Origin of the sequence: Micromonospora sp. NPDC007230, assembly GCF_042869115.1 — a bacterium.
In the GTDB taxonomy this organism is placed as follows: Bacteria; Actinomycetota; Actinomycetes; order Mycobacteriales; family Micromonosporaceae; genus Micromonospora.
On the sequence record NZ_JBIAFE010000056.1, the window covers coordinates 1 to 11,422 of the forward strand.

Genomic DNA, 11,422 nt, shown 5'->3' on the forward strand with positions numbered 1-11,422 from the left:
CCTGCGCGGCGCCGGGACCATATCCAACGACCAGCGGCCCACCAACATTCCGGGCCCGACCACCACCGGCACACGGGGCGGCTTCCTCGGTCGCGGGTTCATGTGCAACGATCGGCGGCCCGCCATCATTCCGGGCCTGGCGACCCCGGCCCGCGGGGTGCCTTCCTCGGCCGTGCACCCGTGTTCAACGACCCCCGGCCGCCCGAGATTCCCGGCCGAGGATGCCGGCCGTCACCCACAAACCGGACACCACCCACCACATCACCCGGCAGGCGACAGCCAGGACTCGGGTGATTCACGCCAGGTCGCGTAACCGGCCGTATCCGGCACGCTGCGATACCGCCATATCGCCGACCCGGCGTCGATCACGGCCCGGCCAAGGACGTGCACGAGGCGTTGACCAGGGGCCTCTCAGCTCAGGCCGTTGGCCTCGCGGATCACGGTGACGAGGTCGTCGATGATGCCGGTCAGCGCGAAATCCTTCGGGGTGAAGACTCGGGCCACACCGGCCGCCCGCAGCGCCGCCACGTCGCCGCCGGGGATGATGCCGCCGACCACCACGGGCAGGTCGCCCCGCCCGGCGGCGCGCAGCCCGTCCAGCACCGCCGGCACGGCGGCGAGGTGCGAGCCGGAGAGCACCGACAGGCCGACCAGGTCCACGTCCTCCTCGACCGCGGCGGCGACGATCTGCCCGGCGGTCAGCCGGATGCCCTGATAGATCACCTCGAAGCCGGCGTCGCGGGCGCGTACCGCGATCTGCTCGGCGCCGTTGGAGTGCCCGTCCAGGCCGGGCTTGCCGACCAGCAGCCGCAGCCGGCCGCTGCCCAGTTCGCGTGCCGTCGCGGCGACCCGCTCACGGACCCCCGCCAGCCCCGCGTCCCCGCCCGCTCCGGCGGTGCCGGAGAGGCCGGTCGGGGCCCGGTACTCGCCGAAGACCTGGCGCAGCGCGCCGGCCCACTCGCCGGTGGTCACCCCGGCGCGCACGCACGCCAGCGTCGCCGGCATCAGGTTCGTCGTGGTCGCGGCGTCCGCGCGCAGCCGGGCCAGTGCCGCGCTCGCCGCGGCCGCGTCCCGGCCGGCCCGCCATGCGCGTACGGCGGTCGCGGCGGCGTCCTCGACGGCGGGATCGACCTGTTCGATCGCCTCGGCGCCGGCCGCGGTCAGCGGCGACGGCTCGGTCTCGGTGAACGTGTTGACGCCGACCACCACGTCGGTGCCGGCCTCCATCCGCCGCCGCCGGTCGGCGAGCGAGGCCACCAGCGCGCTCTTCAGGTAGCCGGCCTCCACGGCGGCCACCACGCCGCCCATCTCCAGCACCTTCGCCAGCTCGACCCGGGCGCCGGCGACGATGTCGTCGACCAACGCGGTCATCACGTGCGAGCCCGCGAAGAGGTCCGGGTATTCCAGCAGGTCCGACTCGTACGCCAGCACCTGCTGCATCCGCAGCGACCACTGCTGGTCCCAGGGGCGGGGCAGGCCGAGCGCCTCGTTCCAGGCGGGCAGCTGCACCGCGCGGGCCCGGGCGTCCCGGGAGAGCGTGACGCCGAGCATCTCCAGCACGATGCGCTGGACGTTGTTCTCCGGCTGGGCCGCGGTGAGGCCGAGCGAGTTGACCTGGACGCCGTACCGGAAGCGGCGCTGCTTCGGGTCCACCACGCCGTACCGGTCGCGGGTGATCTCGTCCCAGAGCGCGCCGAACGCGCGCATCTTGGCGATCTCCTCGACGAAGCGCACCCCGGCGTTGACGAAGAAGGAGATCCGCTGCACCACGTCGCCCATCCGGTCGGCGGGCACCTGGCCTGCGTCGCGCACCGCGTCGAGCACGGCGACCGCGGTGGCCAGGGCGAAGCCGACCTCCTGCACCGGCGTCGCCCCGGCCTCCTGCAGGTGGTACGAGCAGATGTTGACCGGGTTCCACCTCGGCATCTCGCGCAGCGTGTAGGCGATGACGTCCGCGGTCAGCCGCAGCGACGCCGCCGGCGGGAAGATGTACGTCCCGCGGGACAGGTACTCCTTGATGATGTCGTTCTGGGTGGTGCCGGCGCAGCGGGCCAACTCCGCGCCCTGCTCGGCGGCGACCGTGCCGTAGAGGCCGAGCAGCCACATGGCCGGTGCGTTGATGGTCATCGAGGTGTTCAGCTCGGCCAGCGGGAGGCCCTCGAAGAGCGCCCGCATGTCGCCGAGGTGCGCCACGGGCACGCCCACCCGGCCCACCTCACCGGCGGCGAGCTCGTGGTCGGGGTCGTACCCGGTCTGGGTGGGCAGGTCGAAGGCGACGGAGAGACCGGTCTGCCCCTTCGCCAGGTTGCGGCGGAAGAGCGCGTTGGTGGCCGCGGCGGAGGAGTGCCCGGCGTAGGTGCGCATCACCCAGGGCCGGTCGCCCTCCGGCAACCGCCCCGAGGGAGCCTTCTCGTCCATGGCCGGAGTCTAAGTTACCGTTCAGTAAAACGGGCTGTGGAAAACCACACAGGTCCATGGAGCGGACCACCGGGCACGAGCGGCGCGACATGTCCGAGACCACCACCCCCCGCGCCGCCGGTGGATGTGCCGGAGTCGCACACTGGACGTCATGGAAGACGAGCTGGCGATCTCGGTCCGGGGGCTGCGCAAGGCGTACGGCGACAACGTCGCGGTGGCCGGCGTGGACCTGGACGTCCACCGGGGCGAGGTGTTCGCCCTGCTCGGCCCGAACGGCGCCGGCAAGACCACCACCGTGGAGATCCTGGAGGGCTACCGGCAGCGCGACGCCGGCGAGGTACGGGTGCTCGGCGTCGACCCTGAGCTTGTCTCCGGGTCGCGACTGCCGGGCTCGCAAGCTCGCTCCTCGCGCGCCCCACGGCACCCGGACCCGGCCTGGCGCTCGCGGGTCGGCATCGTGCTCCAGGGCACCGGCGAGTTCGACGAGCTGACCGTCGCCGAGGTGGTCCGGCACTTCGCCGGCTTCTACCCCGGCGCGGACGACCCGGACAAGGTGATCGAGCGGGTCGGGCTGGGCGCCAAGGCCAAGGCCCGTACGCACACCCTCTCCGGCGGGCAGAAGCGGCGGCTGGACGTGGCGCTGGGCATCATCGGCCGCCCCGAACTGCTGTTCCTGGACGAGCCCACCACCGGCTTCGACCCGGAGGCCCGGCGCGAGTTCTGGGAGCTGATCCGGGACCTCGCCGCCGCCGGCACCACCATCGTGCTGACCACGCACTACCTGGACGAGGCCGAGGCCCTCGCGGACCGGGTCGGCGTGATCGCCGCCGGCCGGGTGGTCGAGGTGGCCCCGCCGAACCGGCTCGGCAACCGGCAGGAGGCCCTGACCACCGTCTCCTGGCGTACCCCGGAGGGGAGGCTGGAGACCGCGGCGACCGCGACGCCGACGGCGCTGGTCGCGGAGCTGGCCGCACGCTTCGGCGGCGAGGTCCCCGGGCTCACGGTGACCCGGCCGACCCTGGAAGACGTCTACCTGCGGATGATCGGACACTGATGACGACCACCACGAAGCCGGCGACCCCGGTCGCCGCCGCCCCCGGAGCGCGTCGGCCGGGTGCGGGCACCCTGGCGCTGCGGCAGGGCCGGCTGGAGATCACCCAGTTCCTGCGCAGCCGGGAGTCCGTGGTCTTCACCATGCTCTTCCCGGTCGTGATGATTGCCATCTTCGCGTCGATCTTCACCTGGGAGATCACGCCCGGGGTGCGGTTCACCCAGTACTTCGTGACCGGCATGATCGCGACCGGGCTGATGACGGTGAGCTTCCAGAACCTCGGCATCTGGATCCCGATCGAGCGGGACCGGGGCGTGCTCAAGCGCTACCGGGGCACCCCGATGCCGAAATGGGTCTACTTCGCCGGCAAGGTGCTCATGGTGGTGGCGATCGGCGTTGCCGAGACCGTGCTGCTGCTCGCCGTCTCGGCCGTCTTCTTCGATCTGCACCTGCCCAGCACGGCGGGCAGGTGGCTGACCTTCGGCTGGGTCGCCGCCCTCGGGGTCACCGCCTGCACCCTGTGCGGCATCGCCATCTCGTCGCTGGCGCGGACCGCCCGCAGCGGCTCGGCGGTGGTCACCCCCGTGGCGCTGATCCTGCAGTTCATCTCCGGCGTGTTCTTCGTCTTCACCGGCCTGCCGGGCTGGATGCAGCAGGTCGCGGCGCTCTTCCCGCTCAAGTGGATGTGCCAGGGGCTGCGCGCCGTCTTCCTGCCGGACAGCTTCGGCGCCCAGGAGCCGGCTGGCTCGTTCGAGCTGGGCCGGGTCGCCCTGGTGCTGGCGCTGTGGTGCGTGATCGGCCTGGTCCTCTGCCTGACCACCTTCCGGTGGACCACCAAGCGCGACGGCTGAGCGTGACGCCCCCGGCCGCCTCGGCCGGGGGCGTCCTCCGCCCGACTCAGTACGGGTAGAAGCCCTGGCCGGTCTTGCGGCCCAGGTCGCCGGCGGTCGCCATGCGCTGGAGCAGCTCCGGCGGGAAGAACTTCTCGTCCGCGGTGTCGGTGTAGATGTTCTTCGTGGCGTTGAGCAGCACGTCCACCCCGGTCAGGTCGACCGTGGCCAGCGGGCCCATGGCGTGACCGAAGCCCAGCTTGCAGGCGGTGTCCAGGTCCTCGGCGGAGATCACGCCGGACTCGACCAGCTTGACCGCCTCCATGGCCAGCGCGCAGATCAGTCGGGTGGTGACGAAGCCGGCGATGTCCCGGTTGACCACCACCACCGTTTTGCCCACCCCCTCGGCGAACGCCTTCGCGGTCGCCAGGGTCTCGTCGCTGGTCTTGTAGCCGCGGACCAGCTCGCAGAGCTTCATCATCGGCACCGGCGAGAAGAAGTGGGTGCCCACGACCGACTCCGGGCGCTCGGTGGCGGTGGCGATCTGGGTGACCGGGATGGCCGAGGTGTTGGTGGCCAGCACCGCGTCCGCCTTGCAGATCTTGTCCAGCGCGCGGAACACCTCGTGCTTGATCTCGATCTTCTCGAAGACCGCCTCGACCACGATGTCCGCGTCGGCCGCCGCCTCCAGATCGGTGGTCGGGGTGATCCGCGCCAGCGTGGCCTCGACCTCGGAGGCCTCGATCTTCCCCTTCTCGGCGAACTTCTCCAGCGACTTCCGGATGCCGTCGACGCCCCGCTTGGTGGCCGCGTCGTCCAGGTCCCGCAGCGTCACCTGCCAGCCCGTCTGCGCCGCGACCTGGGCGATGCCCGAGCCCATCAGCCCGGCACCGACGACCGCGAGTCGACCCGCCATCTGCTTCTCCCTCGCCTGATTGAGTGTCTGCCAGCACCCTAGTGGGCGAGCCTGAACGAGTGCTAAGGCACGTCTTCGGGGCCGGCGGCGAGGCGGTCGGTCTCGCGGGCGCCGCCGAGCGAGCGCCGAGCGAGCCGTCAGATGGCGAGATCCGGCTCCTCGGGCGCGGTGCCGCGGTCCACCTCCACGCCGAGCGCCCGCAGGTCGGCGACGAAGTCCGGATAGCCGCGGTCGACGTGGTGCACGTGGGAGACCTCGGTGACCCCCTCGGCGCAGAGCCCGGCGATGATCAGGCCGGCACCGGCCCGGATGTCCGTGGCGCGGACCGGGGCACCGGAGAGCCGCTCGCGACCGCACACCAGGGCGTGGTGGCCGTCGGTCTTGATGTCCGCGCCCAGCCGCATCATCTCGTTGGCGAACATGAAGCGGCCGTCGAAGATGTTCTCGGTGATCAGGGACGCCCCGTCGCTCACCGCGGCCAGCCCGATCGCCATCGGCAGCAGGTCGGTCGCGAAACCCGGGAACGGCAGCGTCACCACGTCGACGGCCGCGGGGCGGTCGTCGACGCGTACCCGGAAGGCGTCGGCCCGGGTCTCCACCAGGCCGCCGGCCGAGACCAGCTTGTCCAGCGCGACCTCCAGGAACGCCGGGTCGATGCCGGTCACCGTCACGTCCCCGCGGGTCATCGCGGCGGCGAACGCCCAGGTGCCGGCGACGATCCGGTCGCCCACCGTGGCGTGCCGCACCGGCTGCAGCTCGGGCACCCCGACGATGTGCAGGGTCGAGCTGCCGGCCCCCTCGATCCGGGCGCCCATGCAGTTCAGCATGGTGCAGATGTCGACGATCTCCGGCTCCCGGGCGGCGTTGTCGATCGTCGTGGTGCCGCCGGCCAGCACCGCCGCCATCACCAAATTCTCGGTGGCGCCGACGCTCGGGAAGTCCAGCACGATGTCCGCGCCGTGCAGGCCGTCCGGGGCCTCGGCGATGACGAAGCCGTGCTCGCCGGAGATGTCGGCGCCCATCCGGGTCAGGCCGGAGATGTGCATGTCCAGGCCGCGCGAGCCGATGGCGTCCCCGCCGGGGTGGGCCACCCGCACGTACCCCCGACGGGCCAGCAGCGGGCCGAGCACGCAGATCGACGCGCGCAGCCGGCGGACCAGGTCGTAGTCGGCCTCCGCGCCGGGCTGCTCCGGCACGTCGATGACCACCGACCGGGAGCGCTCCACCCCGCCCCGCGCCACCATCGGGTCGACCGGGTCGTCCTCGGCGAACCGGACACCGCAGCCCAGCCGGCGCAACACCTCCCCCATGATGGCGATGTCGGTGATCCGGGGGACGTTCGTGATCACGCTGCGCCCGGGGGCGAGCAGCGCGGCGGCCATCAGCTTCAGCGCCGAGTTCTTCGCACCGACCACGTGCACCGTGCCGGCCAGCCGGGCCTCACCGAGCACCCGGATGACGTCGACGTCGTTGACCGCCGGGTCACCGGCGTCGCCCGGCCCGACCCCGGCCGGCCAGCCGGCCTGGCCTGGCCGCGCCGGGATGGTCAGGTCCGGAATCCGTAGGCTGTGCGTCATGGCCGTCCACCTCACGCGCATCTACACAAAGGCCGGCGACGCCGGCATGACCAGGCTGAGCAACAACGAGCAGGTGCCGAAGACCGATCCGCGGATCGCCGCGTACGCGGACGTGGACGAGTGCAACGCCTCGATCGGCGTCGCGCTCGCCCTCGGGCAGCTCGACGACGAACTGCGGGCGGTGCTCGGGTCGATCCAGAACGACATGTTCGACGTCGGGGCGGACCTGGCGACCCCCGTGGAGCCGGAGCCGGCGTACCCGCCGCTGCGGGTGACCGAGGCATACGTCGAGCGCCTCGAGGGCTGGTGCGACGAGTACAACGCGCGCCTGAGCAAGCTCGACTCCTTCATCCTCCCCGGTGGCACCGCTGGCGCGGCGCTGCTGCACGTGGCACGGACCATCGCCCGGCGCGCCGAGCGGGCGGCCTGGGCCCTGATCGCGCATGATCCGGACCGGACCAGCACGCTCCCGGCAAAGTATCTCAACCGGCTCTCCGATCTGCTCTTTATCCTGTCAAGAACGGCAAATCCGAACGGAGATGTGCTATGGGTGCCGGGCGGGAAGCGCTGACCGCCGGGACCCTGCACCACGTGGAGGTCTGGGTACCCGACCTCGCCGCCGCCAGACACAGCTGGGGCTGGCTCCTTGGCGAGTTGGGCTGGACGTCGTACCAGGACTGGCCGGCCGGCTGCTCCTGGCGGCTCGGCTCGACGTACCTGGTGATCGAGGAATCTCCCGCGCTCTCCGGGCGGGTGCACGACCGGCTCGCGCCGGGCCTCAACCACCTGGCCTTCCACGCCGGCCCGCCGGCCGCGGTGGACCGGCTGGTCACGGCCGCACCCGGGCACGGGTGGGAGCTGCTCTTCCCGGATCGCCACCCGCACGCCGGCGGCCCCGGGACGTACGCCGCCTACCTCGCGGACGGGCAGGGGTACGAGGTGGAGCTGGTCGCCGCACTCGACTGACCGGTCACCCCGGCCCGGCGTTCAGAACAGGGCACCCCGGCGGGTCGGCGCGCTGTGGCCGGCGCCGGGCCGGCGGGAACCACCCCGCCGGCCGCCGCGCCGGCGGCCTCCCCGGACCGGACCGGAACAGGCCCGCGCGGCCGGGCGGCGCGCCCGGCGTACCCGGAACCGGTGGCCGACAGCGGCGGCGACCGCCGCCACGACCAGCACCCCCGCGGCGGCCGGCAGCGCCGTCGACGCCTCGCCGACCGCCCAGCCGAGCAGCACCGTCCCCGGCACCCAGACCGCCACCGCCAGGCCGTCGAAGAGCACGAACCGGCGGTACGGCAGCCCGGCCGCCCCGGCGACCCGGGGCACCAGGGTACGGACGAACGCGGTCCACCGGCCGAGCAGCACCGCCGGGCCGCCCCGCGCGGCGACCAGGGTCTCGGCGCGCTGCCAGCGGCGCTCCCCCACCCAGCGGCCCAGCCGGCCGCGCCGCAACCGGGGCCCGAGCAGCCGCCCCTCCAGGTAGCCGAGCTGGTCCCCGGCGAACGCGGCGAGCGTGGTGACGGCGAGCGCGAGGCCCAGGTCAAGACGACCGGTCCGCGCCAGCAGGCCGACCGTCAGCATGGTGGTGGCGGCCGGCAGCACCAGGCCGACCAGCAGGCCCACCTCGGCGGCGAGCACCGCCGCGGCGGCCAGCAGCACGTAACCCGGCGGCAGGGTGTCGAGCCGGTCCAGCAGGGAATCCAGGAGGGTCACGTCAACCAGCGTGCCGCGCCGGGGCGGCCCCGCCGTCCTCCCACCGGCCGGCCCGGATCCTCCAGGTGGCCGGCGCCCCCCTTACGGGCTGTTTCCCGAGGCACCCGGGAGGGGGTTGAAGTCGTCGTCGACCAGGCCGAGTCGGTGCGCCAGCACCGCCGCCTGCACCCGGTTACGCAGCTCCAGCTTCTCCATGGCGGCCGACACGTGCGTCTTCACGGTGGTCACCCCCAGGTGCAGCCGCACGCCGATCTCCGCGTTCGACAGCCCGGCACCGACCAGCGCCAGCACCTCCCGCTCCCGGGGGCTGAGCAGCCGCAGGCCCGCCGCGCGCGGGTCCGGGTGTGGCCCCCGGTCCCGGTCGTGGGCGGCGAGCGCCCGACGCAGTACGCGGGCCAGCACCGGCGGCGCCAGCAGGGTCTCCCCCCGCGCCGCCCGGCGTACCGAGTCGATCAGCTCCTCCGGGGCGCCGTCCTTCACCAGATAGCCGATCGCGCCCGCGCCGAGCGCCCCGTACACGTTGACGTCGTCGGCGAAGGTGGTCAGCACCAGCACCCGGGCGGACGGCTGCCGGTCCAGGATCCGCCGGGTCGCCTCGATGCCGTCCATCCGGGGCATCCGCAGATCCATGAGGATCACGTCCGGCCGCAGCCGCTCGGCGAGGCGTACCGCGTCGTGGCCGTTCCCCGCCTCGCCCACCACCTCGAAACCACCGGCCGTCCGCAGCAGCAGGCCGACCCCGGCCCGGACGAGCGTCTGGTCGTCGACCACGAGCACCCTGATCATGCGTTCTCCCTGATCGGCAGCCGGGCCTGCACCCGCCAGCCACCACCCTCCGTGCCCGTCGCGGTGAGCGTGCCGCCGAGCAGGCCGACCCGCTCCCGCATCCCGCTCAACCCGTACCCGGACACCGGCAGCGCCGGCCCCGGCCGGCCGTGGTCCGGCTCGACGAGCTGGTGCCGCACCGGCCCGCTGTCCAGCACCTCGAGCAGCAGCGCACCGTCGACGCCCCGGACGTCCACCGAGGCGATCGCCCCGGGCCCGGCGTGCTTGAGGGTGTTGGTCAGTGCCTCCTGCACCACCCGCGCGGCCGTCGTCCCCACCACCAGCGGCACCCCGGCCAGCGCGGACGACACGGTCACCTGGACCGCCACGCCCGCCTCGCGGACCCGCCGGGCGGCGTCCCGGATCAGCTGCTCCGGCTCCACCTGCGGCTCGGTCGGCTCGACCGCCTCCGGGTCCCGGAGCACCTCCAGCAACTCCCGCAACTCGTCCAGCACCTGCCCGGCCGTGTCGCGCAGCTCGCCGAAGGCGGACACCGCCTCGTCGGTGCGGCCGGTGTGCTGCACGGCGTACCGGGCCGCGCCGGCGCGCAGGGCGATCGCCGCGATGTGGTGGGCCACGATGTCGTGCAGGTCCCGGGCGATACCCGCCCGCTCGGCGAGGCGGGCCGCCCGGGTCTCCGCCGCGCGGCGCTCCTCCACCTCCCGGGCCCGCTCCTCGGCCGCCGCCGCGGCCTGCCGCACCCCGCGCAGGTACCGGCCGAACGCCACCGGCGCGGCGACGACCGCGGCCAGGATGACCAGGCGGATCACCCCCGTGCCGCCGGAGAGGACGCCCGCGTTCCCCCGATACAGGACGTCGACCAGCGTCGCCCCGAGGTAGAGGGCGTACGCCGCCACCGTGGCCGACCGGCCGCACCAGTACGCGACGTAGCCCAGCGCGACCGCCCCGGCGAGCTGCGGGACGCCGCCGCCGGCCAGCGTCACCGCGCCGCCGACGACCATCAGCGCCGACTCCGCGAGCAGCACCGGCCAGGGCCAGCGCCGTACGGCCACCAGGGCGAGCCCGGCGAGGACCGCGAAGACCGCCGCCCACTCCTCGCGGGCCACTCCGGCCCGGGCCATCCAGCTGCTGGCCAGGCCCAGTCCGGCTGCGACCAACCCGAGCAGCAGCTCCCGCCACCAGCCGCGCCACCCACCCGTCACCTGGCCAACCATACGGAGGAGCGGTCCCGCCGGCGGCCCTCCCATCGGCCGCCGCGCCTCCTCCAGGTGGCCGACAAGCCGGCCGCCGGCACGAGGGTTGCCCCGCCGTCCCGCACCTAGCGTCGACCAGCGTGATCAGCGACGCGCCGACCTTCCTCACCCAGTTCGCCCGGCACCCGCTCACCACCGGCGCGGTGCTGCCCAGCGGGCCGACGCTGGCCCAGGACATCACGGCCGCGGTGCCGCGGGCGGGACATCCGCTGGTGGTCGAGCTCGGCCCCGGGACCGGAGTGTTCACCCGGGCGATCCAGCGACGGCTGGCCGGCCGCGGCCACCACCTGGCGGTCGAACTCAACCCGACGTTCGCCACCGGCCTGGCCCGCCGGCACCCCGCCGTCGAAGTGGTCCGCGCCGACGCCGCCGCGCTCGGAAAACTGCTGGCGGAACGCCGGCTGGCGTCGGCCGACGTGGTGGTCAGCGGGCTGCCCTGGGCCGCCTTTCCGGCTGGACGGCAACGGGCGATCCTCGACGCGGTGGTCGGGGCGCTCAACGTCGGCGGGGTCTTCACCACCTTCGCGTACCGCCACGCCCTGCCGACCCGCCCGGCCCGGCGCTTCCACCGGCTGCTGACCGGTGTCTTCGACGAGGTGACCGTGGGCCGGACCGTCTGGGCCAACCTGCCGCCGGCCCTGGTCTACCACTGCCGCCGCCCGCTCCGCCGTGAACTCTGACCGGCCGGGTGCTGCGGGCCTCGCGGTTGCTCCTTGTTGGGGCTGGGGGCGAGGGTGACCGGCTCCTTGATCCCTGCTTCCGGTTGTGGGCTGGGGGCGGGGGTGACCGGCTTCTTGATCCCTGCTTTCCGGTTGGGGGCTGGGGGCGACCGTGCCCGGCTCCGGGCGGTCAGGCTTGATCCCTGCGCCGGGCACGGTCGC

Annotated in this window: 11 protein-coding genes; 5 read left to right on the top strand and 6 right to left on the bottom strand. The window is 73.8% G+C overall.

Features of this window, described 5'->3' with window-relative positions; all coding sequences use genetic code 11:
• Nucleotides 1-411 precede the first annotated feature (411 nt).
• Entirely contained in the window at nt 412-2,418 is a 2,007-nt protein-coding gene (locus tag ACFYML_RS36105) for a protein meaA (RefSeq protein ID WP_387424927.1), read from the bottom strand.
• A 151-nt stretch (nt 2,419-2,569) separates the two neighbouring features.
• Here ACFYML_RS36105 and ACFYML_RS36110 point away from each other — a divergent pair, with 151 nt between their 5' ends.
• Entirely contained in the window at nt 2,570-3,472 is a 903-nt protein-coding gene (locus ACFYML_RS36110; RefSeq protein WP_387424928.1) for an ABC transporter ATP-binding protein, read from the top strand.
• Nucleotides 3,472-4,320: an ABC transporter permease gene (locus ACFYML_RS36115; protein ID WP_357440740.1), complete on the top strand. Its 849-nt coding sequence runs from the start codon at nt 3,472-3,474 to the stop codon at nt 4,318-4,320. The genes ACFYML_RS36110 and ACFYML_RS36115 overlap by 1 nt, the downstream gene beginning before the upstream one ends.
• Before the next feature lie 46 nt (nt 4,321-4,366).
• Here ACFYML_RS36115 and ACFYML_RS36120 read toward each other — a convergent pair whose 3' ends face one another.
• Nucleotides 4,367-5,215 (bottom strand): 3-hydroxyacyl-CoA dehydrogenase family protein, encoded by an 849-nt coding sequence (locus ACFYML_RS36120; RefSeq protein WP_387424930.1) that lies wholly within the window; start codon nt 5,213-5,215, stop codon nt 4,367-4,369.
• 137 nt (nt 5,216-5,352) lie between these two features.
• On the bottom strand, nt 5,353-6,792 hold the full coding sequence (gene murA / locus ACFYML_RS36125; protein ID WP_357440734.1) for a UDP-N-acetylglucosamine 1-carboxyvinyltransferase: 1,440 nt from the start codon (nt 6,790-6,792) through the stop codon (nt 5,353-5,355).
• Here murA and ACFYML_RS36130 point away from each other — a divergent pair.
• Both ACFYML_RS36130 and ACFYML_RS36135 read left to right on the top strand, forming a co-directional pair.
• On the top strand, nt 6,791-7,363 hold the full coding sequence (locus tag ACFYML_RS36130) for a cob(I)yrinic acid a,c-diamide adenosyltransferase (RefSeq protein ID WP_387424931.1): 573 nt from the start codon (nt 6,791-6,793) through the stop codon (nt 7,361-7,363). The genes murA and ACFYML_RS36130 overlap by 2 nt on opposite strands.
• Nucleotides 7,339-7,758, top strand: coding sequence for a VOC family protein (locus tag ACFYML_RS36135; RefSeq protein ID WP_387424932.1), 420 nt, complete (start codon nt 7,339-7,341; stop codon nt 7,756-7,758). Before ACFYML_RS36130 ends, ACFYML_RS36135 begins: the two co-directional genes overlap by 25 nt.
• A 21-nt stretch (nt 7,759-7,779) precedes the next feature.
• Here the strand turns inward: ACFYML_RS36135 and ACFYML_RS36140 are convergent, their stop codons facing one another.
• From ACFYML_RS36140 to ACFYML_RS36150, 3 genes are all read right to left on the bottom strand, one after another.
• Nucleotides 7,780-8,502, bottom strand: coding sequence for a DedA family protein (locus tag ACFYML_RS36140; protein WP_387424933.1), 723 nt, complete (start codon nt 8,500-8,502; stop codon nt 7,780-7,782).
• 81 nt (nt 8,503-8,583) lie between these two features.
• Complete coding sequence (locus ACFYML_RS36145) at nt 8,584-9,288, bottom strand: response regulator (RefSeq protein ID WP_387424934.1); 705 nt, start codon at nt 9,286-9,288, stop codon at nt 8,584-8,586.
• The gene (locus tag ACFYML_RS36150) at nt 9,285-10,490 is read right to left on the bottom strand and encodes a sensor histidine kinase (protein ID WP_387424935.1); all 1,206 of its coding nucleotides are present in this window, start codon (nt 10,488-10,490) and stop codon (nt 9,285-9,287) included. The genes ACFYML_RS36145 and ACFYML_RS36150 overlap by 4 nt, the downstream gene beginning before the upstream one ends.
• Nucleotides 10,491-10,621: 131 nt before the next feature.
• Here ACFYML_RS36150 and ACFYML_RS36155 point away from each other — a divergent pair, with 131 nt between their 5' ends.
• Nucleotides 10,622-11,221: a class I SAM-dependent methyltransferase gene (locus ACFYML_RS36155; RefSeq protein ID WP_387424937.1), complete on the top strand. Its 600-nt coding sequence runs from the start codon at nt 10,622-10,624 to the stop codon at nt 11,219-11,221.
• Nucleotides 11,222-11,422 lie beyond the last annotated feature (201 nt).